The sequence below is a fragment of the Streptomyces sp. NPDC029152 genome, assembly GCF_055564355.1.
Genome location: NZ_JBVHWR010000026.1, coordinates 1 through 24,559, shown reverse-complemented (window position 1 = coordinate 24,559; position 24,559 = coordinate 1). Strand labels below are relative to the sequence as shown.

Annotated in this window: 9 protein-coding genes and 1 pseudogene; all 10 read left to right on the top strand. The window is 76.1% G+C overall.

Going from position 1 to position 24,559, the window contains the following annotated elements:
* Window positions 1-128 precede the first annotated feature (128 nt).
* Window positions 129-6,398: a type I polyketide synthase gene (locus ACZ4V6_RS33060; protein ID WP_467834498.1), complete on the top strand. Its 6,270-nt coding sequence runs from the start codon at window positions 129-131 to the stop codon at window positions 6,396-6,398.
* Window positions 6,399-6,454: 56 nt separating this feature from the next.
* Window positions 6,455-15,646: an SDR family NAD(P)-dependent oxidoreductase gene (locus ACZ4V6_RS33055; RefSeq protein WP_467834496.1), complete on the top strand. Its 9,192-nt coding sequence runs from the start codon at window positions 6,455-6,457 to the stop codon at window positions 15,644-15,646.
* Window positions 15,643-18,078, top strand: coding sequence for a beta-ketoacyl synthase N-terminal-like domain-containing protein (locus tag ACZ4V6_RS33050; RefSeq protein ID WP_467834494.1), 2,436 nt, complete (start codon window positions 15,643-15,645; stop codon window positions 18,076-18,078). The genes ACZ4V6_RS33055 and ACZ4V6_RS33050 overlap by 4 nt, the downstream gene beginning before the upstream one ends.
* Window positions 18,075-18,881 (top strand): thioesterase II family protein, encoded by an 807-nt coding sequence (locus ACZ4V6_RS33045; protein ID WP_467834492.1) that lies wholly within the window; start codon window positions 18,075-18,077, stop codon window positions 18,879-18,881. The genes ACZ4V6_RS33050 and ACZ4V6_RS33045 overlap by 4 nt, the downstream gene beginning before the upstream one ends.
* Window positions 18,881-19,402 carry a flavin reductase family protein gene (locus tag ACZ4V6_RS33040; protein ID WP_467834490.1) on the top strand — a complete coding sequence of 174 codons (522 nt, stop codon included), beginning with the start codon at window positions 18,881-18,883 and terminating at the stop codon, window positions 19,400-19,402. The genes ACZ4V6_RS33045 and ACZ4V6_RS33040 overlap by 1 nt, the downstream gene beginning before the upstream one ends.
* Window positions 19,403-19,415: 13 nt before the next feature.
* Window positions 19,416-20,663, top strand: coding sequence for an AMP-binding protein (locus ACZ4V6_RS33035; protein ID WP_467834488.1), 1,248 nt, complete (start codon window positions 19,416-19,418; stop codon window positions 20,661-20,663).
* Window positions 20,660-21,817 (top strand): pyruvate dehydrogenase (acetyl-transferring) E1 component subunit alpha, encoded by a 1,158-nt coding sequence (gene pdhA / locus ACZ4V6_RS33030; RefSeq protein ID WP_467834486.1) that lies wholly within the window; start codon window positions 20,660-20,662, stop codon window positions 21,815-21,817. Before ACZ4V6_RS33035 ends, pdhA begins: the two co-directional genes overlap by 4 nt.
* A 17-nt stretch (window positions 21,818-21,834) precedes the next feature.
* Window positions 21,835-22,800 carry an alpha-ketoacid dehydrogenase subunit beta gene (locus ACZ4V6_RS33025; protein ID WP_467834547.1) on the top strand — a complete coding sequence of 322 codons (966 nt, stop codon included), beginning with the start codon at window positions 21,835-21,837 and terminating at the stop codon, window positions 22,798-22,800.
* A gap of 10 nt (window positions 22,801-22,810) precedes the next feature.
* Window positions 22,811-24,229, top strand: coding sequence for a dihydrolipoamide acetyltransferase family protein (locus ACZ4V6_RS33020; protein ID WP_467834484.1), 1,419 nt, complete (start codon window positions 22,811-22,813; stop codon window positions 24,227-24,229).
* Between the two features lie 142 nt (window positions 24,230-24,371).
* Window positions 24,372-24,559: pseudogene (locus ACZ4V6_RS33015) on the top strand (2-oxoacid:acceptor oxidoreductase subunit alpha); the annotation flags it as partial.

Sequence of the window (24,559 nt, the reverse complement as noted above, 5' to 3'; positions counted from 1 at the left end):
CACACGAGTTCACGGATATCCGGTCCCTCCCGGGGGACCGTCGAGGTCCGCGCCCACGACGCCGTCGGCACCCGCGAGTGAGGTCCCAGGCCGAGCCCGGCACTACTCCCAGGACGAAGAGGCAGCGAATGAACGCGCATTCCACACCCGATCCCGAAGGGCTGATCGCCGTCGTCGGCATGGCCGGCCGCTTCCCCGGAGCACCGGACGTCGACAGCCTGTGGCACCTGATGATGAACCGCCGGGAAGCCATCGTGCCGGTGCCGTCCGACCGCTGGGACGCCTCCGCGCAGCTGGACCCCCGGCTGCGCATCCCGGCGGTCGGCGGATTCCTCGACGACATCGACCTCTTCGACGCCGGATTCTTCGGGATCTCCCCGCGCGAGGCGGCCGCCATGGACCCCCAGCAGCGGCTGCTCCTCGAGGTCGGCTGGCGGGCGCTGGAGGACGCCGGACAGCGGGCGAGCGACCTCGCGGGCTCGCGGACCGGTGTCTACGTCGCCACCGTCTGGCACGACTACGAGCTGCTCCGGAAGGCGCGCGGCGCCCTGCACACCTCCCACTCCCTGGTCGGCACCGGCCGCGACATCCTCGCCAACCGGCTCTCCTACCTCATGAAGCTGCGCGGCCCGAGCCTCGCCGTCGACACCGGCTGCTCCTCCGGGCTCGTCGGCCTCGACCTGGCCGCCCGCGCGCTGCGCGCCGGCGACATCGAGGCCGCCATCGTCGGCAGCACGAACCTGATGATGGACCCGCACGTCAGCATCGGCCTCACCCACTTCGGCGGGCTCTCCCCGGACGGCCGCTGCGCCTCCTTCGCGAAGTCCGCCAACGGCTTCGTCCGCGGTGAGGGCGTCGCCGCCGTCTACCTGAAGACCCTCGCCCGCGCGCTGCGCGACGGCGACCGGGTGCACGGCGTCCTGGTGAGCACCCTGACCAACAACGACGGAGGCGGCCACAGCCTGGTCAGCCCCAGCCAGGAGGGCCAGGAGGACCTGCTGCGCCGCAGCTACGGGGAGCACACCGTGCCGGCCGCCGCCCTGTCGTACGTCGAGGCCCACGGCACCGGGACCAAGCGCGGCGACCCCACGGAGGCCGGCGCGCTCGGCGCGGTCCTCGGCCGCGCCCGGCCGGCCGGCGACCCGCTGCCGATCGGGTCGCTGAAGACCAACATCGGTCACTTGGAAGGCAGTTCGGGACTGGCCGGACTGATCAAGGTCCTGCTCTCCCTGCGCCACCGCACGGTCCCGCCGTCCCTGCACGCCGAGGAGCTCAACCCCGACATCCCGTTCGGGGACCTCAACCTGAGCGTGCTGCGCGAGCCGCTCGCCCTGCCCGCCGAGGGCCCGGTCCTCCTCGGGGTGAACTCCTTCGGCTGGGGCGGCACCAACGCCCACGTGGTCGTCTCCTCCGCTCCGCGCCCCCGGCCCGCGGCCCGCCGCGACCGGTCCGACGAGACCGCGGTGCCCCCCGTGATCACCCTGTCCGCGAAGCGCGCCCCGGTGCTCGCCCGCCGGGCGGCCCAGCTGCGGGACGCGCTCGGCGCCCGCGGCGAGGACGAGGCCGCCGAGCTGGCCGGCACGCTGGCCTGGCGCCGCGACCACTTCCCGGAGCGGGCCGCGTTCGTCGCCGAGGACCTCCGGCAGGCCGCCGCCGGCCTCGCCGCCCTCGACGACCCCGCCGCCGCGGACGCCGACGTCGTCACCGGACGGGCCGTGCCGCACGGCCGCACCGCCTTCGTCTTCCCAGGGCAGGGCTCGCAGTGGCGGGAGATGGGCGTGGCCCTCTACCGGGACAGTGCCCTGTTCGCCTCCGTCGTCGACCGCTGCGCCAAGGCCCTCGCCCCGCACGTCGACTGGGACCTGACCGACGTGTTCGCCCCCGACGCCGACGCGGGCCCCGACACGGTCGCCCACACGTGGACGACCCGCACCGACGTCCTCCAGCCGGCGCTGTGGGCCATGTCCCTGGGCCTGGCCGAGCTGTGGCGCGCCGCCGGCATCACCCCCGACGTCGTCCTCGGCACCAGCCAGGGCGAGATCACCGCCGCCACCTTCGCCGGCGTCCTGTCCCTGGACGACGCCGCCCTCGTCCTCGCCCGCCGCGGCGCGCTGATCGCCCAGCGGGTGTCCGGCCGCGGACTGATGCTCGCCGTCGACCTCGACCGCGAGGCCGCCGAGCTCGCCCTGGAGGGGTTCGAGGACCTCGTCTCCTTCGCCGCCCACAACGGCCCGCACTCCTGCGTCCTGTCCGGGGACCGCGACTACGTCCTCGCGCTGAAGGAACTGCTGGAGGCCGAGGGCACGTACTGCGCCCTGGTCAACATCGACTACGCCTCCCACAGCGCCGGCATGGGCGTCCTGCGCGAGGACCTGATGACCGGCCTCGCCCCGATCCGGCCGGCCGCGGGCGACATCCCCCTCATGTCGACCGTCGAGGCCCGCGTCGTCGAGGGCGGCGCCCTGGGCCCCGACTACTGGGTCCGCAACCTGTGCGAGCCCATCGAGCTGGTCTCCGCGACGAACGCCCTCTTCGACGACGGCGTGACCCACGTGGTGGAGATCAGCCCGCACCCCGTCCTGCAGCCGGCCCTGGAACAGCAGACCGCCGTACGCGAGGAACCCCTGGCGCTGCTCACCACCCTGCGCCGCGGGCACGGCGGCACCCGGGACGTCGCCCGCGCCTTCGCCCGCGCCTACACCGCCGGTCTGGAACCCTTCGGCACGCTGCCCCGCGACGGCCGCTTCCCGGTGCCCGCCTACCCGTTCGAGCGCGAGAGCTTCTGGCCAGCCGACAACCGCCGCACCGGCGACGCCGCGCAGGGATTCGAGGCACCGCTCACCCCCGCCCCCGGCCGCCCCGGCGTGTGGCACGGCGCCCTGGAGCTGTCCCCCCTCACCCAGCCCTGGCTCACCGACCACAAGCTCCACGACACCGCGCTGCTCCCGGGCACCGGCATGCTCGCACTGGCCCTGCACACCGTCACGGCCCGCACGGGCGCACTGCCCGGCCGGCTCGTCGACGTCTCCTTCCGCAAGGAGGTGACGATCGGCGCGGACCCCGTCCGCTTCACCACCGAGTGGCAGGACGCGCCCGGCGGCGGTGGTGCCTTCCGGCTGCTGTCCCTGCCGCCCGGCGCCACCGAGTGGGACGTCGTCGCCACCGCCGGCGCCGAGACCGGCACCGGCGCCCCGGAGGGCTTCGGCCTCCCCGCCTGGGCCGACGAGGCCGCGGCCGAGGACCCCGGCGAGTTCTACCGCCGCTGCTCCGCCCGCGGCCAGAACTACGGGCCGGCGTTCCAGGTGGTGCGCTCCCTGCGGCGCCACCCGTCGGGCGACGAGGCGCTCGGCGAGATCCGGCTCCCGCAGGAGCTGTGGGCCGGCCTGCGGCCCCGGGTCCCGCACCCCGTGCTGTGGGACGGGGCGCTCCAGGTGGCCCTGCTGCTCGACGACGGCTCCGAGGCGCTGATGCCGACCGCCGTGCGCGCCGTCCACGTGCTGCCCGCCGGCGACGAACCCGTCACCGCACTCCACTCCCACGTCCTGCGCCGCCCCGACGGCACCGTCGACGTCCGCGTCCTCACCGGCGACCTGCGTCCCCTGCTGGTGATGGAGGGGCTGGTCCTGCGGTCCCTGCCCACCTCGGACGGCCACGACGCGCACGCCGGCCGGTTGCACCGCCTCCACTGGGCCGACACCACCGGTGCGCGGCCCGGCGGCACCGGCGCCACGGCCGGGCGCTGGGTCGTCTGCGGCGGCACGGGCGGCACCCAGGAGCTGGCCGACGCCCTCCGCGCGGCCGGCGCCGAGGTCACCGCGGTCGACGACCCGGCCCACCCGGAGAACTCCCTCACGGGCGACATCGACGGCGTCGTCTTCCTCGCCCCGCGCGCCTGCGTCGGCCCCGACGCCCAGCAGCGCGGACTCACCCACCTCACCACCGTGGTCCGCGTCTGCGCGGCCCTGCCCTCGCTGCCCCGGCTCACCGTGCTCACGGACCGGGCCCAGAGCGTCACGGCGGCCGACACGCCCGATCCGGGCGCCGCCCTGTACTGGGGCTACGGACGGGTGCTGCAACGCGAGCACTCCGAACTGCGGCCGCGGCTCGTCGACGTGGACGCCTCCCACCCCGACTGGGCCGCCGCGTGCGGCCGCGCCCTGCTCGACGACGGCGCCGACGACCAGCTCGCCCTGCGCGGCGACCGCCGGCTGGCCGCCCGGATCGTCCGGGGCGGCGACACGGACGGCGCCGACGGCACCGTGCGCCCCGCCTGGCGCACCGGCTCCCAGCCCTTCCGGCTGGGCGCCGCCCGGCGAGGCGCCCCCACCACGGCCGAGTTCCTCCCGCACCCGACGCCGACGCCCGGTCCCGGCCAGGTCCTCATCGAGACCACGGCCGCCGCCGTGTCACCCGCCGACCTGCGCGACCTCGCGGAGATCCGCGCCGGACGAGCCCCCTCGACCCTGCCGCTCGGCCGTGAGTGCGCGGGCCGCGTCAGCGCCGTGGGCCCCGACGTGAGCGGACTGCACCCCGGCGACCGCGTCGCCGCCGTGGCACCCGGCGCGCTCGCCGGTCACGTGCTCGCCGAGGCGGCCCACACCGTCCGGCTGCCCGACCGGCTCGACGACACCGAGGCCGCCGCCCTGCTCCTCCCGGCCGTCACCGCCTGGTACGCGCTGGCCCACGTCGGCCGGCTGGCGGAGGGCGACACCGTCCTGATCCACACCCCGGCCCTGCCCGACGCGCTCGCCGCCGTACGGATCGCCCGCAGCCGGGGCGCCGTCCCGCTGGCCGTCGTCGACGCAGCGCCCCGGCACGCCGAGGCGCTGCGCGCCGCCGGTGCCCGTGAGGTCCTCGACACCGCCGACCCCCACTGGCCGTCCGCCGTCGAGGCGATCGCCGGCGAGGGCGTCGACGTGGTCCTCGGCCCGCGCGGCGGAGCGACCGCCTCCCACGCCTGGGATCTCCTGGCCCCGGACGGACGCTACGTCGAGGACGTCACCCGGGCGGCCCCGTCGGACCCGGCCCCGGAGGCACGGCCGCTGCCCGCCGGTGCCACCTTCGGCTCGGCCGACCTGGAGGCGCTGCGGGTCCGCCGCCCCGCCCTGTTCGCCCGGCTGCTGGCCGACGCCCTGACGCCGGCCGCCGACGGCCGGCTCACCGCCCCGCCGCTGCGGACGTACGACTGCGCCGGCGTGACCGGCACGACCGCCGACCTCGACCACGACCCGCACGGCCCCCGGCTCGTGCTGACCCGGCTCGCCGAGGTCGCGCACGTGGCGCCCGAGCCCCTGCGCGACGGACGGTTCCGCGCGGACGGCGCCTACCTGGTCACCGGTGGACTCGGCGCCCTCGGTCTCTCCCTCGCCGAGTTCCTCGCCGCGCAGGGCGCCGGCACGCTCGTCCTGGTCGGCCGGTCCGCGCCCTCGGCCGAGGCCGCCGCCCGGCTGACGGCGCTGCGCTCCGCGGGGACGGTGGTCCACACCCCGCACTGCGACGTGCGGGACCGCACCGCCGTACGCCGGATGCTCGACGGCCTGCGCGAGCGGGGCCTGCCCCCGCTGCGCGGTGTCGTGCACGCGGCCGGCGTGGTCTCCGACGCCACCATCGGCAACCTGACGCCACGTCAGATCGCGAAGGTGCTGCAGCCCAAGGTGGACGGCGTACGCAGCCTGGAGGCGGCGACCGGACAGGAACCGCTGGACTTCTTCGTCCTGTTCTCCTCCGTCGCGGCCCTCGTCGGCAACCCGGGGCAGGCCGCCTACGCCGCGGCCAACGCCTACCTCGACGCCGCCGCCGAAGCGCGCCGCGGCCGCGGACTGCCCGCGCTCAGCGTGCAGTGGGGACCGTTCGCGGACATCGGTCTGGCCGCGCGCAGCGCGGAGGCCGGCGCCCGCCTCGGGGACCGCGGCATGAGCAGCTTCCCGGCCGACGAGGCCTGGACCGCCCTGACCCGCCTGCTCATCGAGGACCGGCCCGTCCACGGCTACGTCCCCCTCGACCTGCGCCGCTGGTTCGAGGCCGCCCCCGACACGGTCGCCCTGAGCGCCTGGCGCGACCTGCGCGAGGCCCTGCGGGACGGCGGCTCCGTCACCGCCGGGAGCGCCTTCGCGGCCGGCCTGCTGGACACACCGGAGGAGGAGCGCCACGGCCTGGTGGAGGCCAAGGTCCGTGAACTCGCCGCCCAGGTGCTGCGCCTGAGCCCCGAACGGCTCGACCACGACACCCTGTTCGAGTCCCTCGGCCTGGACTCGCTGATGAGCCTCGAACTGCGCAACCGGCTGGAGGCCGCCTTCGGGCTGCGCCTGTCGCCGACCCTCATGTGGACGTACGGCACGCTCCGCACCCTCGCCAAGGCCCTGACCGAGCAGGTCACCCGAGCGCAGGAGACCCCGTGAGCGCCGACCGGACCACCCCGCCGGCCCCCCTGACGCCCCGACCACAAGGAACCCCGATGCACGAGACAAGCCCCTCCCGGGGAGGCAGGCAGACACCGCTCACGCGGGCCCTGGACACCGTCCGCTCCCTGCGGCAGCAGCTCGCCGAGCAGCGGGGGAACCAGCCCGTCGCGATCATCGGCGCGGGGCTGCGGCTGCCCGGCGGCATCGACACGCTCGACGCGTACTGGACCGCCCTCGCCGAGGGCCGCGACCTGGTGCGCCCCATGCCGGAGCACCGCAAGGGCCCCTTCGCCGACGCCTGGCGGGGACTGCCGCAGCGCGGAGGCTTCCTCGACGAGGTCCTCGACTTCGACGCGGGCTTCTTCGGCATCAGCCCCCGCGAGGCCCGCCACCTGGACCCGCAGCACCGGCTCCTGCTGGAGGTGGCCTGGGAGGCCCTGGAGCACGCGGCCGTCCCGGCGGGCACCCTCGCCGAGGCCCGGGCCGGTCTCTACCTCGGCGTGATGTGGCAGGACTACCGGGAGTGGTGCGAGGGCGAACCCGACGCCTACTGGGCCACCGGCAACGGACACAACTTCGCCGCCGGCCGGGTGGCCTACGCGCTGGGCCTGACCGGGCCCACCATGACCGTCGACACGGCCTGCTCGTCCTCCCTCGTCGCCGTGCACCTCGCGGTGCAGGCGCTGCGCCGGGGCGAGTGCGAACTCGCCTTCGCCGCGGGCGCCAACCTCATCATGTCGCCGCGGACCATGCGGCTGGTGCAGGAGACCCGCTCGCTGTCGCCGGACGGCCTGTGCAAGACGTTCGACTCCCGGGCCAACGGCTTCACCCGCGGCGAGGGAGTGGGCGCGGTGCTGCTGAAGCGCCTCGACCACGCCCTGCGCGACGGGGACCGGGTACTGGGCGTGATCCGGGGCACGTCCGTCAACCAGGACGGCCGCTCCAGCGGCTTCACCGCGCCGAACGTCCTCGCGCAGGTGTCGCTGATCGAAGCGGCCCTGGCGGACGCCGGTCTGGAGCCGGAGGCCGTCGGCTACGCGGAGACCCACGGCACCGGCACCCCCCTCGGCGACCCGATCGAGATGGACGCCCTGGCCACCGCGCTGGGCCGGCGCAACGGTGGCGCACCGCTGCCGGTCGGCGCGCTGAAGACCAACTTCGGGCATCTCGAGGGCACCGCCGGGGTGGCCGGGCTGATCAAGGCGATGCTGTGCGTCTCGCGCCGCCAGGTGCCCCCGGTCGTCCACTTCCGCCACCTCAACCCGCGGATCGACCTGTCGGGGACCGGGATGACGGTGCCCGACACGCTGGGGGAGTGGTCCCCGCTGTCGGGCGACTGCGCCTCCGTCAGCTCGTTCGGGATGAGCGGCACCAACGCGCACGCGATCGTCGGACCGCTGTCGGCCGACGAGGCGCCGGCCCGCCCCGACGACGGTTCCGCGCCCGTCGCGGTCGCCGGGTTCACCGTCTCCGCCAGGACCGAGGAGGCGCTGCGGGCGCGTGCCGCCCGGTACGCCGGCGCGCTGGAGGCCCTCCCCGCCGCCGACTACCCGGCCTTCGCGCACACCGCGACCGCCGGACGCACGCTGATGGACGTGCGCGCGACCGTCACCGCGGCCGACCCCCGCGCCGCCGCCGACGCCCTGCGGGCGCTCGCCGAAGGGCGCACGGTGGCGGAGGTGGCGGTCACGGAGGGAGGCGGTGCGCCGGACGTCCCCGGCCCCGGCCTGCCCCGCCGGGTCGTCGACCTGCCCCCCTACCCGTGGCAGCGCAGCAGGTTCGCACCCCCGGCGCGGGCCGCCGGCCCCGGCGCCGCCACCGCCGGCCGGGAGGAGACCGCCCCGGCCGCCCCCGCCGTACCGCTCGTGCACGAGGTGGCGTGGCGGCCCCAGACCCCCTCGGCCGCTCCGGCCGCGCGTTCCGTCGTCCTCGCCGGCGACGACGAGGACCTCCTCGCCGCGCTGGCCGGCCGGGCCGCCGCACAGGGGCTGACCGGCACCGTGCTCGCGCCGTCCGCCACGGACCTGCCCGACGGCTGGCGGCACGCGCCGCTCCCGGCCGACGCCGCCGCCTGGGCCGGGGCGTGGGACGCCGGCCGGGACGCGGCCGGCGAGGCCGGCGGCCCCCTGGTCCTCGCCCTGCGCGCCACCCCGCTCCCCGGGAGCGACGGCGCCCCGGACACGGCGAGCGACCCCGCGGAGCCGGGCGCCGCCCTGTGCGCGGCGGTGACGACCGCGGTCGCCGCGGCCGCCCGCACAGGCGGCCACCGGGTGTTCGCCCTGACCCGGGCCGCCTGCCGGACCCGGCCGCAGGACAACACGGCGGCGACCGACCACGGCCTCCTGCACGGCCTGGCACCCGTCCTCGGTCTCGAACTCACGGCCGGCTGGGGCGGCGTCGTCGACCTGCCCGCCGACCCGGGCGACGCGGATCTCGACGCCCTGCTGTCCTTCGTCGCGAGGGAGAGCGACGCCGCCACCCGCAAGGAGGCGGCCGAGGACCGGGCCGCCGTCCGCGACGGCGCGGTCCTGACGGCCCGCCTCGTCGAGAACGCCGCGCCCGCCGAGCCCCTGCGGGTGGTCCCCGAGGCCACCTACGTCGTCACCGGCGGTCTCGGCGGCGTCGGCCGCGAGCTGACCTCCGAGCTGGTCGACCGCGGCGCCCGCCACCTCCTGCTCATCGGCCGGCGCAGCCGGGAGGACCTGGCCCCCGAGGCGCGGGAGCTGCTCGACGACCTCGCCGCCGCCGGTGTCGAGGCCGTCTACCGGCCGGGCGGGTGCGACACCCCGCGGGCCGTGGCGACCGCCTGCTCCGCGCTGGAGGGCATGCCGCCCGTACGGGGCGTGCTGCACGCGGCGGGCGTGCTGGAACGCGTGCCGGCCGCGGAAGCCGGCGCCGCCCACTTCGCCGACGCCCTGCGCGGCAAGTTCGCGGGGGCGTGGCTGCTGCACCGCGCCTCGCTCGACTGGCCGCTGGACTTCTTCGCCGTGGTCTCCTCGGTCTCGGCCGTGTGGGGCACCGACCGGTGCGCCGGCTACGCCGCGGCCAACGGCGGTCTCGACGCCCTGGCGGCGCACCGCACCGGCCGCGGCCTGCCCGCGGTCAGCATCGCCTACGGGCCCTGGGACCTGGGCGAGTCGGGCATGGCCGACTCCGCCAGCCGCGACACCTTCGCCCGGCTCGGCGTCGGCGCCCTCGACGCGTCCGCCGGCCGTGCCGCGCTCGCCGCGTCCCCCGCCGTCTGCGGACACGTCGTCGTCTGCCCGCTGGACATGCCCCGGTTCCGCTCGGTCATGTCCCGCTTCCGGGACCGCGGCCTGTTCTCCGCGGACCTGCCGGACCCGGCGCGGGACGAGGCCGTGGCGGCCGTCCGCGAGCCGTCGGTCGTGGCCGGGCTGGCGGCGGTGCCCGAGCGCGGCCGGCCCGCCGCCGCCCGCGCCCACGTGGCCCGGATCGTCGCCGCCCAGCTCGGCTTCGAGTCCGCGGAAGCCGTCAAGGACGACACCGGCTTCTTCGACCTGGGCCTCGACTCGATCATGGCCGTGGACCTGGTGGGACGCCTGGGCCAGGCCTTCGAGGTCTCCCTGCGCGCGGCCGACGTGTTCGACCACCCCACGGTGACCCGGATGGCGGAGTACCTGCTCACCGACGCCCCGGCGGCGGCCCCGGCGCCCGCCCCCGCGCCGGGGACGGCCCCGCCCGCCCCCGAGCGGCCGGCGCCCGCCGCCACGCCGCACGACGCTCCTGCTTCCGCCACCACGCCGTACGACACCCCGGCACCCGCCGCCACGCCGTACGACGACGCTCCGGGCGTGCCCCCGGGCACCGCGCACGAGCCGATCGCCATCGTCGGCATGGCCGGCCGCTTCCCCCGGGCCGACTCCGTCGAGGACCTGTGGACCCTGCTCCGCGAGGGCCGCGACGCCGTGGGCCCCGTCCCCGAAGGCCGGTACGACACCGCCGCCTTCCACGGCGACGACACCCCCGAGAGCGGCCGGATCACCACCGACCAGGGCGGCTTCCTCACGGACATCGAACGGTTCGACGCCGCCTTCTTCGGCATCCCCGGCCGCGAGGCGGAGAACCTCGACCCGCAGCAACGGCTGCTCCTGGAGTCCGCCTGGCACGCCCTGGAGGACGCCGGCACCGACCCGCACGCCCTGCGCGGCACCCGCACCGGCGTCTTCGTCGGCATCAGCTACGCCGACTACGCCCGGGTGCTCGCCGCAACCGGTGCCGAGCACCTCGACGCCTACTACAGCACCGGCACCTCGCTCAACGCCGCCGCGGGCCGCCTGGCGTACACCCTCGGGCTGAACGGGCCCGCGATGGCCGTGGACACCGCCTGCTCGTCCTCCCTCGTCGCCCTGCACCTCGCGGTGCGGTCGCTGCGCGGCGGCGAGTCGGACACGGTGCTGGCCGGCGGGGTCAACGTCATCCTCGACCCGATGGCCTCCGTCTCGGCCAGCCGCGCGCACATGCTGTCGCCCGACGGACGCTGCCGGACGTTCTCGGCCGACGCCAACGGGTTCGTGCGCGCCGAGGGCTGCGGAGTGCTCGTCCTCAAGCGGCTCACCGACGCCCGGCGCGACGGCGACCGCGTCCTCGCCGTGATCCGCGGCACCGCCGTCAACCAGGACGGCGCCTCCTCCGGGCTCACCGCCCCCAGCGGCACGGCCCAGCGGGCCCTGCTCGCCGACGCCCTCGCCGACGCCCGCGTCACCGGCTCCCAGGTCTCCTACCTGGAAGCGCACGGAACCGGGACCGCCCTGGGCGACCCCATCGAACTGGGCGCGGCCTGGCGCGTCCTGGGCCCGGACCGCAAGCCCGGCGAGCCGCTCCACATCGGCTCCGTCAAGAGCAACATCGGTCACTGCGAGTCGGCCGCCGGAATGGCGGCGGTCTTCAAGACCGTGCTCGCCCTGAGACACGATCTCATCCCGGCCAACCTCCACTTCGCGGCACCCAACCCGCACGTGGACTGGGCGGAGATGAACGTCCGGGTGGTGGACACCCCCACCCCCTGGCGTTCCGGCGCGGCCCCGCGCGTGGCCGGCGTCTCCGGTTTCGGACTCACCGGGACCAACGCGCACGTGGTGCTCGCCGACGCCCCGGCCGGGGCCCCCGCCGCCACGAGCGGCGCCCCGGCCGGCACCCCGCACCTCATCCCCCTGTCCGCCCCCGACGCGGCGGGCCTGGAGCGGCTCTCCGCCTCCTGGCGCGAGCGGCTGACCGCCGCGGACGACGGGGAACTGGCCGGCCTGGCCGCCACCGCGTCCGCGGGCCGGGCCCACTTCCCGCACCGCCGCGCCCTGCTGGGCGACACCCGGGACAAGCTCCTCGCCCAGCTCGCGGCCCCGCCCGCGGACCGCCGGACCACCGGCCGCCCGCGCATCGCCTTCCTGTTCTCCGGACAGGGCAGCCAGCGCTTCGGCATGGGCCGCGAACTGTACGAGACCGAACCGGTCTTCCGGGAGGTCTTCGACCGCTGCGACCGCGAACTCGCCCCCCTCCTGGGCGGCTCCCTGGTGGAACTCGTCCTCTACGGCGACGACCCGCGGGCCGTCGACGAGACCCGGGTGACCCAGCCGGCCCTGTTCGCCCTGGAGAGCGCACTGGCCGCCCTGTGGGAGTCCTGGGGCGTCACCCCGGACGTGGTCATGGGCCACAGCGTCGGCGAGGTCGCCGCCGCCGTCCACGCCGGAGTGACGGACCTGTCGTCCGGACTGCGGCTGATCGCCCGGCGGGCCGAGCTGATGCAGGGCACCCGGCGCGGCGCCATGCTGGCCGTCCGCGCCCCCGAGGAGCGGGTGCGCGCCCTGCTGGCGGACGCCCCCCTCGACGTCGCGGCCGTCAACGCCCCGGACGCCACCGTGGTGGCCGGCGCACCGGAGGACATCGAGCGGTTCGCCGCCCGGCTCACCGAGGACGGCGTACGCGGCGTCCGGCTCACCGTCTCGCACGCCTTCCACTCGCGGCTGCTCGACCCCGTCCTGCCGCGGCTGCGCGAGACCGCCGCCGCGCTGGACCTCACCGATCCGGGCATCCCGCTGATCTCCAACCTCACCGGCAACCTCGCCGAGCCCGGCACGTTCGACGCGGAGTACTGGGTGCGGCACGCCCGCAACCCCGTCCGCTTCCACGACGGTGCGCGGCGGCTCGCCGAGCAGAAGGTGGACGTCTGCCTGGAGATCGGCCCGGACGGCACCCTGGTGAACCTGGTGCGCGCGGGGGGTTCGGTCCCGGACACCGCCCTGCTGCCCTCGCTGCGGCGCGGGACGGGGGACCGGGCCGCCCTGGCCGCCGCCGCCAGGGAACTGTACGAACTCGGCCAGGACATCGACTGGGCCGCCGTACAGGCCCCGCGCCGCACCCCGCGCGCGGCGGCCCCGCTCTACCCGTTCGCCGCGACCCCCTACTGGCGGGGCGCCGGCCGGGCCGGCGCACCCGCCCCCGCGTCCGCCGCACCGCAGGACCGGCGGTCCGTGCCCGCCCCGGCCGGTCCGCCGTGGGGCACCGAACTGCGCTCGCCGGCGATCCAGGGGCGGGTGTTCGTCACCGAGCGCAGCACCGTGTACCCGCCGCACCTCGACGACCACCGGCTGTTCGGCACCGTCCAGGTGGCGGGTGCCTCCCAGACCGCCACGGTCCTGTCCGCGCTCGGCCGCGACGGCGACCGGGTGGTCCTGGAGGACCTGCACTTCCCGCGCGCGCTGGTGCTGCACGACGGCGAGCGCTACGAACTGCAGATCATCGAGCGCGACGGCGAGCGGGGCGCCCGCACGGTCAGCGTGCAGAGCCTCCTCGACCCCGAACGCCACCTGTGGCAGGAGCACCTGACCGCGCGCCGCGTCCCCGCCGACCCGGCCGGGCACCGCACCGCGCCCGACCCGCGGGAGTTCATCGCGCACGCCGACCGCCACCTCGGCGGCGAGGCCTTCTACCGCCACCTGCGCGGCATCGGCTACCTGCTCGGCCCGTCCTTCAGCTGGGTCGGGGACGCCTGGATCCGCGGGGACGAGGCCCTGATCCGGTTCGACTGGCCGGAGAAGACGAACGAGCCCGCCGAGGACTACCAGATCCACCCGGGCCTGCTCGACTCCTGCCTGCAGAGCTCCGTCTGCTTCGCCATCCACGAGGACGACGCGGAGCCGCTGGACCAGGAGAAGGCCCTCGTCATCCCGTTCGCCGCGGCCCGGGTGTCGTTCCCCGGCCGGCCCGTCCCGGGCAGGCCCCTGTGGGGACACGTCCGAGCCGAGCTGCGGGAGACGGCCGACGACCGGTTCCACCAGGTGGAGACCGCCGACCTGCACCTGTTCGACGAGAACGGCGCCACCGTCCTCGCCATGGACGGCTTCCGGTTCCGCACGGCCTCCCGCTCCGTGCTCCAGTCGTCGCTGCGCCAGGGCACCCGCCACACCTGGGACCTCGCCTGGACCGAGCTGCCCGCCCCGGCCGGCACCGACCGGGCCGCCACCCGGGCGCGGACGGTGGCCGTCGTCGGCGCCGCCACCCCCGCCGGGAAGCTCCTCACCCGGGCCGCCGAGGAAGCGGGCCACCACGCCCTCGCGGCCGACGCGCGGACGCCGCTCGCGCGGACCCCGGACCTGATCGTCGACGCCCGCTTCCTCGCCGCCGACGCACCGGCCGGCGCGCAGGCCGCGACCGAGGCCGTCCTCGACCTCGCCGCCGTCCTGCGCTCCGTCCCCCAGGACGTGCCCTACGCCGTCCCGGTCGCCGGCGGCACCCCGCACGCCCCCCTGCGCGAGGCGCTGTGGGGCCTGCTGGCCGGCGTCGAGGCCGAGGAGAGCGAGCGCCGGCTGCTGCGGGTGACCCTCGCGGACGGCTGGGACGCCCCCGGCCTGCTGCGCGCCCTCGACCGGATCCTCGACGACGGCACGGTGGAGACCCGGCTGGAGACCGGCCCCGGCCGCACCCGCACCGCCCGGCTCGTCCCCGCGACCGCCCCGACGGGCACCGCGGCCGACGGCCTCACCGGCGCCGCCCTCGTCACCGGCGGGCTCGGCGGGCTCGGTCTGAGCACCGCGGCGGTCCTCGCCCGCAACGGCTGCGCCGCCCTCACCCTGATGGCCCGTTCGGAACCGGACGCGCAGACGCTCCGCCTCATCGAGGAGATCACCGCCGCCGGCACACCGGTCCACGTGGTGCGCGGCGACGTCACCGACCCCGCCGACTGCGCCCGCGCCGTCGCACGGGCCGGGGCGGACCACCCGCTGCGCCTGGTCCTGCACCTCGCCGGGGCCACCGACGACCGGGCCTTCGGCCGCGTCGACCGCGGCGCCGCCGAGCGCGTCTTCGCCGCCAAGGCGCACGGCGCGGACGTGCTCGCCGAGGCTCTGCGCGGCCACGACCTCGACGCGTTCGTCCTGTTCTCGTCGGCCTCCAGCGTGCTCGGCTCGGCGGGACAGACCGTCTACGCCGCCGCCAACGGCTACCTGACCGGCCTCGCCGAGACGCTGCGCGCCGAGGGCGTGCCCGCCACGAGCATCGCCTGGGGCCCCTGGGTGCCCGGCGGCAAGGGCGGGATGGCGGCCTCGGAGACCGTGCGCCGGGCCACCACCCGGCTCGGTATCGGCACCTTCACCGACGAGACGGCCGAGGCGCTGCTGCTGGCCGCGCTCACCGCCCGCCAGGCCCGGGTCATCGCCGTCGACCTCGCGCCCGACCGGTTCACCGAGGCGCTCGGCGGCCATCCGCGCGCTCGCCTGCTGGAGGCCCCCGCCGGGGGAGACGCCCACGGGACCCGCCGTCCGGACGCGGACCCGGCCGGCCGGCCGCGCGGCTGGTTCGGCGCACGCCTCGCCGAGCTGGATCCGGGCGAACGCGACGCGGCGCTGCGGCACTTCGTCCGGGAAGCCGCCGGAGAGACCCTCGGGCAGCCCGCGGCCCTCGACGAGGAGACCACCTTCGGGGACATGGGCCTGGACTCGATCATGGTGATCGACCTGCGGACCCGGCTCTCCCGGTCCCTCGGCGTCGACCTCCTGGCGACCGTGGCCCTCGACCACCCCACGGTCCCGCGCCTCGCGGACCACATCCTCGGCCTGCTCCACCCCGAACCCGCCCGTCCCGCCGAGCCCGGCCGGCCGGACCGCCCGGAGACACCGGACCAGGCGGCGGCCCCGGCGGCCGCCGGCCTCCCGGACCTCGCGGACCTGTCCTTCGAGGAACTCGTCCAGGCCGTCCGCAGCGACGTATCCCAGAAAGGAGACAAGCAGGCATGAGTGAGGCCATGGACACCGAAGCCGTCCGCGCCCTGATGGAGGACCAGCTCCGGCTCTCCCACCGGCTGCGGGCCCGGATCGCCGAGCTGGAGGACGAACGCCACGCACCCGTCGCCGTCGTCGGCATGGGGCTCAGACTGCCGCCGGCCATCGACACGCCCGAGGCGTACTGGGAGTTCCTGTGCGGCACCGACTCGGCGCTGTCCGCGATCCCCGCCGACCGGCCCGGCCTGCGCGCGGTGTACGACCCGGCCGTCGGACGTCCCGGCCGCTCCTACGTCGACCGCGCCGGTTTCCTCGACACCATCGCCGACTTCGACGCCGACTTCTTCGGGCTCTCCCGGCGCGAGGCCCGTCTGCTCGACCCCCAGCAGCGGATGCTCCTGGAGACCAGCTGGGAGGCGCTGGAGCGGGCCGGCATCGCGGTCCGCCGCTCCGACCGGCTCGACGTCGGGATCTACCTCGGCATGATGACGTCCGAGTACAGCGAGCGGAACGAGGACCGCTCGGACATGTCCCGCATCGACCCGTACTACATCACGGGCGGCGGCCTCAGCTTCGGCGCCGGACGCGTCAGCCACCTGATGGGCTTCTCCGGCCCCGTCCTCGGGGTGGAGACGGCCTGCTCCTCCTCCATGACCACCCTGCACCTGGCGGTCCAGGGCCTGCGCAACCGCGAGTGCCGCTACGCGCTGGCCGCCGGCGCCAACCTGCTGCTCTCCGCGAGCCTGATGGTCTCGCTGTGCCAGACGAGGGCGCTGGCACCGGACGGCCGTTCCAAGTCCTTCCTCGCCACCGCCGACGGCTACGGGCGCGGCGAGGGGGTCGGGGTCGTCGCCCTGATGCGCCTCGACGACGCCGAGCGCGAGGGCCGGCCGGTCCTCGCCGTCATCCGGGGCACGGCCGTCAACCACGACGGCGCCGCCTCCGGACTGACGGCTCCCAACGGACCGGCCCAGCAGGAGGTGATCCGGGCGGCGCTGGCCGACGCCCGGACCGACCCGGCCGACGTCGGCTTCGTCGAGGCCCACGGCACCGGCACCGTGCTCGGCGACCCGATCGAGATCGGCGCCCTGGACGGGGTGCTCGGGGAGGCGGTCCGCCGCCGGGGCGTCCCGCTGTCCATCGGCAGCGTCAAGTCCCGGCTCGGCCACCTCGAGGGCGCCTCCGGCATCGCGTCCGTGATGAAGACCGTGCTGATGCTCCAGCACGGGGTGATCCCCGCCGCCGCGCACCCGGACGACGGCGAACTGAACCCGCACATCCCGTGGGAACGGCTCGACTTCACCGTGCCGCGCCGGAACACGCCGTGGCCCGGCGGACTGTCCCGCAGGATCGCCGGCATCAACTCCTTCGGCATGAGCGGCACGAACGTCCACGCCGTCATCGAGGCCCACCGGCCGCCCGCGGAGCCCGCCCCCGCCCCGCCCGGCCCCGAACTGCTCACCCTGAGCGCCAAGGACCACACGGCACTCGACCGGCTCGCCGACCGCGTGGGCTCCCTGCTGCGCCGCACCGACGCACGGCCGGCCGATCTGTGCCACACCCTGCGCGCCGGACGCGCCCCGTTCGCCCACCGGCTGGCGCTGACCGGCGCCACCGCCCGCGACCTCGCCGAGGCCCTCGCCGACTGGCGCGCCCGGGGCGTGGTCACGACCCCCGCGCAGGAGCCGCCGCGCCGGATCACCCTCCACACCGAGGGCCCGGCCGGACAGCTGGAGGCCGTGGTCGCCGCCCTCGCCGACGCCCACCCCGGCCTGCGGGACGCGAGCACCGGCGCCGGGGACCCCGCGGCCCGCCTGCGCGACATGCTGGCCCGGCTCGGCGTCCACGCCACGCCGGCCGAGGGCACCGGGCGGACCACCGCCGGCACGGAGGACCGCGTCGCCCTGTCGTGGGAGGCGCACGGCCGCCGGACCACCCTGCCGCTGGCCGGGGACGGCCCCGGGGACGCCCCCGGCCTGCTGCGGACGGCCCTCGCCGAGCTGTTCACCGCGGGTGCCGACCTCCGCCTGGGCGCGCTGTCCGCCCCCGGCGCCCGCTTCGTCGCGGACCTGCCCACCTACCCCTTCCGCCGCCGGACGTACTGGATCGACGAGCCGGCCGCCGCTCCCGGACCCGGGCCCGCCGCCGGGACGGCGGCGGGAGTCGCCCTCCCCGAGTCGCTGGAACCCGAGCCGCTGACCCGCTACCTCCTGGACCTGCTGCGGGAGGTCCTGCAGGCGGAGGCCCTCGACCCCGAGCTGACCTTCCTCGACGTGGGCGGCGACTCCTTCACCTCCACCCTCTTCATCACCCGCGTCGAGGAGCACTTCGAGGTCGGCATGACCGCCGACGAGCTGTCCCTCTCCATGCCCCTGCGGGACCTGCTGGGCAAGCTCGCCGAGAACATCGCCGCGACCGCGGCCGCCGGCCGGGGGGTGGGCGCATGACGACCGGCACCGACGCCTTCCTCCGGCCCCGGACCGTCGCCGAGCCCGCCGTCCGTCTGGTGGTCGTCCCGCACGCGGGCGGCTCGGGCAGCGTCTACCACCCCATGACCCGCTTCCTGCCGCCCACCTGGGACCTGCTGCTCCTGGACCTGCCGGGCCGGGGCAGGCGGCACGCGGAGCAGCCCGTCACCGACATGAAGGCGCTCGTGGCCCGGGTCACCGAGGACGTGCTCGCCGTCTCCGACGGGACCCCCCTGGCCCTGTTCGGGCACAGCCTCGGCGCGGTCGTCGCCTTCGAGACCGCACGGTCCCTGCAGGACCGCGGCGCCGCCCCGCTGTGGCTGGGCGTCTCCGGCCGGCAGGCACCCGGCATCCAGCCCGCGATCCGCCTCCTGGACCCCAGCCTGTCCGACGTGGAGTTCGTCCGCCGGCTCACCCGGCTCGGCGGCATGCCGGACCGGCTCGACGAACTCCCGGAGTTCAAGGACCGGTTCCTCAGGGTGATCAGGTCCGACCTGCGGGCCCTGGACTCCTACCGGCCCGACCCCGGGCGGCGTCCCCTGTCCGGCGCGCTGACGGCGTTCGCCTCGACGGACGACGCACTGGCGCCCGCTCCGGGCGCGGCGGCCTGGGCCCCCGAGACCGAGGGCGTCCTCCGGCGCCGGCTCTTCGCCGGCGGCCACTTCCACTTCCTCGGCGACGCCTTCCCGGCGTTCACGGAGGCCGTGGTGGCCGAGATCCGCGAGGCGCTCGGCACCCTGTCGTCCTCGGCGGCCACGGGCAGCCGGGAAGGAGCGTTCTGATGCACGGGCACCCCGCGGACTTCCGCACCCTCATGGCCGGCTTCCCCACGGGGGTGACCGTCGTGACCACCACGGGGCCCGACGGGGCGCCCCGCGGCATGACCCTCACCTCGCTGTGCAGCGTGTCCCTGGAACCGCCCGTGCTGCTGGTGTGCATGCGCCGGGGCAGCCCGACCCTGGACGCCGTCCAGGACGGCCGGCGGTTCGCGGTCAACCTGCTGCACCGCCGGGCGCGGATCACCGCCGAACTCTTCGCCTCCGGGGCGCCGGACCGCTTCGACCGGTTGCCCTGGCGCGCCGACGACGACGCGGCGGGCCCCCACCTGGTGGACGCCGCCCACACGATCGCCGACTGCACGGTCACCAACGACCAGGTCGTCGGCGACCACGTCGTGATCATGGGCCGGGTCACCCGCGTCACCCGCATGGCGGAGGAGCAGCACCCCCTGCTGTACGGGCTGCGGCGCTTCGCCACCTGGCCCGACACCGAGGACCACCTGTCCTACGACTTCATCTCCTGAGACGGGGGGAACAGTGACCACGCACCAGCGGAAGCGGCGGGAGCCCGCCCTCCCGTCCCGGGACGGGCCACCGGCCGCCCTCACCCTCGACCACGTCTTCGCGCACACCGCCGGGAAGCATCCGAACCGGGTGGCGGTCCAGGACGGCTGGCACCGGCTCACCTACGCCCAGGCCGACCGCCAGGCGGTCCGCCTGGCCTCCGCCCTGGTACGCGGCGGGGTCCAGCTCGGGGACCCGCTGGTCGTCCACTGCGAGAACCACCGCCAGGGGCTCGTCGCCCAGCTCGCCGTGCTCAAGGCCGGGGGAGTGTGCGTCCCCGCGCCGAACGGCCCCGGCGGCGCGGCGGCCGCCGCGCGCGCCACCGGGGCGCGTGCCGTCCTGTGCAGCCGCTCCACCTACGACCCCGCCGTCCGCGGCGCCCCCTCGCTCGCCCTGGACGACCCGGCGACCTGGCGGAAGATCGCCTCGGTCCCGGTGGAGACGGCCCTGTCCCGTTCGTCGGCGGAAGGCGGCGCCCATCTGCTGCTCGGCCGGCACGGCCGGGACCGGCTGATCGACCACCGGTCCTGGCTGCGCTCCGCGGCCGACCGCAGCCGACGGGCCGGGGTGCCCGGCGGCACCGTGACCATCGACCAGCAACCGGCGTCGCCGGCGGCCCTGGCGGCCATGTGGTGGGCCTACAGCTGCGGCGCGATGCTGCACACCGCGCCGTGGGACCCGGACCCCGGCTGGCCGCTGACGGGGGCGCGCGCCAGCGTCACGGTGCTCACCCCGGAGGAGTACGCCGGCCGCCTCGGCGCCGGCCCGCCCCCCGAGCGGCGGACCGCCGAGGGCCCGGGCACCGTGGTGCTCATCGGCGCCCCCTGCACGCGTCAGCTGGTCTCCCGGCACTTCGCGGCCCGCCCCGGCACCCGGCTGTGGTCCGAGTTCGCCCCGACCGACGGCGCGGTGCCGTGGACCGCGCAGGAGCTGTTCGCCCGGGACGGCGCACGGCCCCACGAACCCGGCGCGGGCAGCTCGGTGCCGCCTCTGCGCCTGCGCGTCGCCGGAGCCGGCGGCGAGAGCCTGCCGCAGGGGGCGGTCGGCGCCATCGTCGCGACCGGCCCGCCCTGGTGGCCCGAGGACGTGCAGTACTCGGGCTGGCGGGGCTGCTGGACCCCGGACCACACCCTCGACCTCACCGGCCGCGCGGCACGGGGCCCCGGCCGCGACGGCCGGCCGGCGGCCCTGGCGGCCCGCCCCGAGATGGAAGTGACATGACCTTGCCCACGAGTGACCGCTCGCCCGCGGTGCCGGCGCCCGGCTTCACGGACGCCGTGAACGCCTTCATGACCCGCCCGGAGGAACCGGAGACGCTGCGACTGCTGACACCGGAGGGCACCCTGGTGGCGCCCCCGGAGGAGATCCCCGGGTACGACCCGGAGCTGCTGCGCACCCTCTACCGGGACATGGTGATCTCCCGCGGCCTCGACACCGAGGCCACCGCCCTGCAACGGCAGGGCGAACTGGGACTGTGGCCGCCGCTGGCGGGCCAGGAGGCGGCCCAGGTCGGCTCGGCCCACGCACTGCGCCCCGACGACTACGTGTTCCCGAGCTACCGCGAACACGGCGTCGCCTGGTGCAGGGGCGTCGACCCGGTCGACGTGGTCCGGCTGTTCCGGGGAGTCACCAACGGCGGATGGGACCCGCGCGAGTCCCGCTTCCACCTGTACACCCTGGTCGTCGGCGCACACACCCTGCACGCCACCGGGTACGCCATGAGCCTGGCCAAGAACGGCTCGGACGCCGCGGCCGTGGCCTACTTCGGGGACGGCGCCAGCAGCGAGGGCGACGTCGCGGAGGCGTTCACCTTCGCCGCCGTCCACGACGCGCCGGTGCTGTTCTTCTGCCAGAACAACCAGTGGGCCATCTCCGAGCCCGTCACCCGGCAGCTGCGCGGCCCGCTGTACCGCAGGGCCCACGGCTACGGGTTCCCCGGCGTGCGGGTGGACGGCAACGACGTCCTCGCGGTGCACGCCGTGACGCGGTTCGCGCTGGACCACATCCGCGGCGGCAACGGTCCCTTCCTCGTCGAGGCGTTCACCTACCGCATGGGCGCCCACACCACCTCGGACGACCCGACCCGGTACCGCGCCCAGACGGAACTGGAGTACTGGCGGGCGAGGGACCCCATCGCCCGGCTCCGCGCCCACCTGAGCGAAGCCGGGCACGCGGCGCCGGAGTTCTTCGACGAGGTCGAGGAACAGGCCCGGGAGATCGCCCACCGGGTCCGCCGCGAGGTGCGCGGCATGCCCGACCCGCAGCGGCCGGCCGTCTTCGACCACGTGTACGCCGAAGGGCACGCCGTCCTGGACGAGGAACGGCGGCAGTTCGAGGAGTACCACCGATCCTTCGCCCACCCGGAGAGTGGATGACCATGCCCGCGGACACGATGACACTGGCCAAGGCGCTCAACCGGTCCTTGCGCAAAGCCCTGGAGGACGACCCCGCGGTCCTCGTGATGGGGGAGGACGTCGGCAGGCTCGGAGGCGTCTTCCGGGTGACCGACGGCCTGCAGAAGGACTTCGGCGAGGACCGTGTGATGGACTCCCCGCTCGCCGAGTCGGGCATCCTCGGGACGGCCATCGGACTGGCACTCGGCGGCTACCGGCCCGTGGTCGAGATCCAGTTCGACGGTTTCGTCTTCCCCGCCTACGACCAGATCGTCACCCAGCTGGCCAAGCTCCACGCCCGCTCGCACGGCACGATCCGGATGCCCGTCGTGGTCCGGATCCCCTACGGCGGCGGCATCGGTGCCGTGGAACACCACAGCGAGTCCCCGGAGGCCCTCTTCGCCCACGTGGCGGGACTGAAGGTCGTCTCCCCCTCGAACCCCTCGGACGCCTACTGGATGCTCCAGCAGGCCATCCGCAGCGACGACCCGGTGATCTTCTTCGAGCCCAAGCGCCGCTACTGGGACACCGGCGAGGTCGACGCGGCCGCCGCCCCCGCCCCCCTGCACCGGGCGCGGGTGGTGCGCCCCGGCACCGACCTGACCCTCGTGGCCTACGGCCCCATGGTGCGGCTGTGCCGGGAGGCCGCCGAGGCGGCGGCGGAGGAGGGCCGCTCACTGGAGGTCATCGACCTGCGGTCCGTGTCCCCCGTCGACTTCGACACCGTGCAGGACTCCGTGTCGAAGACCCACCGCCTGGTCGTCGTGCACGAGGCGCCCGTCTTCTTCGGCGCCGGCGCGGAGATCGCCGCCCGCATCACCACCCGGTGCTTCTACTCGCTGGAGGCCCCGGTCCTGCGGGTCGGCGGGCACCACGCCCCCTATCCGGCGGCGCGGCTGGAGGAGCACTACCTGCCCGACCTCGACCGCGTGCTCGCCGCCGTCGACCACGCGCTGGCGTACTGAGGGACCACCCATGACTGACACTGCCGGCCGACTGCTGGAGTTCCGGATGCCCGACGTGGGCGAGGGACTCACGGAGGCGGAGCTCCTGACCTGGTACGTGCGGCCCGGCGACACCGTCGTCGACGGGCAGACCGTGTGCGAGATAGAGACGGCCAAGGCCGTGGTGGAACTGCCGGTCCCGTTCGACGGGGTGGTACGGGAACTGCGGTGCGCGGAGGGCGAGACGGTGGCCGTGGGCACGGTCGTCATCACCGTGGCCCCGGCCCCGGAACCCTCGTCCGCGCCGCCGGCCCCGGGCCCGGAACCCTCGTCCGCGCCGCCGGCCCGGGCTCCGGAGCCGTCGTCTACGCCGCCGGCCCCGGAGCCGGAGCCGTCACGCGAGCAGCCGGCCCGGGAACCGGTGCTCGTCGGCTACGGGGTCGCCTCCGGGCCCACAGCACGCCGTCGCCGCGCGGCGGGCCCACCGCCCGCCCGCTCCACCGGGGCGGGCCCGGCCCCCGGGCCCGTCCTGGCCAAGCCGCCGGTGCGCAAACTGGCCAAGGACCTCGGCGTCGACCTCACCCGCGTCGTGCCCTCGGGCCCGCACGGCGTCATCGTGCGGACGGACGTCCACGCGGCCGCGAACACGGCGGGCACCGCGGTCGCCCCGGCGCCCGCTCCCGCACCGCCCTCCCTCCCGCGGGAGGTGCCACCCGCCCCGGGCGGCGAGCCGACGGAGACGGGGCAGCCGAGGGAGACGAGGGTGCCGGTGCGCGGAGTGCGGCGGGCCACCGCCGCGGCCGTGACCGCCTCCGCGTTCAGCGCCCCGCACGTGACCGAGTTCGTCACCGTCGACGTGACCCGGACCATGAAGCTGGTGCGCGACCTCAGAAGGGAACCGCGCTTCGCGGACCGCAGGGTCGGCCCGCTGCTCCTGGTGGCCAAGGCCCTCCTGGCCGCCGTCGGACGCAACCCGGAGATCAACGCCTCCTGGGACGACCGGACCCAGGAGATCGTCCGCAAGAACTACGTCGACCTGGGCATCGCCGCGGCCACCCCCCGCGGGCTCGTCGTCCCCGCCGTCAAGGACGCGCACACGCTGTCCCTGGCCGAACTCGCGGGTGCGCTGGACGACCTGGTCGACGCGGCCAGGGCCGGGCGGACCAGCCCCGCCGCGCTCAGCGGCGGCACCGTCACCGTCACCAACATCGGTGTCTTCGGCGTGGACAGCGGCACACCGATCCTCAACCCGGGGGAGGCGGCCATCCTCGCGGTCGGCGCGATCACGTCCCGCCCCTGGGTGCACAAGGGCAAGGTGGTGCCCCGCCAGGTCGTCACCCTGTCGCTCTCCTTCGACCACCGGCTGGTCGACGGGGAGCTGGGTTCCAAGGTGCTCGCGGACGTCGCCGCGGTGCTGGAGCGCCCCCACCGCCTGATCGCCTGGAGCTGAGCGCCGTCCTCCAGTCGGCGTCCAGAGGTTGCACAGACCGCCGTCGCAGACTGTGTGACGCCCCCGTGACAGGGTCGGCCGCCAGCCATCCCCCGCCTGGCGGCCGGCCCGCGCCCCGCCCGTCCTTCCTGTATCCGAACACGTGAGGAGCACCGCTGTGTCGGCCAACAACTCGGTGAAGGCGGTGAAGTCCGTCGACCGGGTGATCATCAGGTTCGCCGGGGATTCCGGTGACGGTATGCAGCTCACCGGTGACCGTTTCACCTCCGAGACGGCGTCGTTCGGCAATGATCTGTCGACGCTGCCGAACTTCCCGGCCGAGATCCGGGC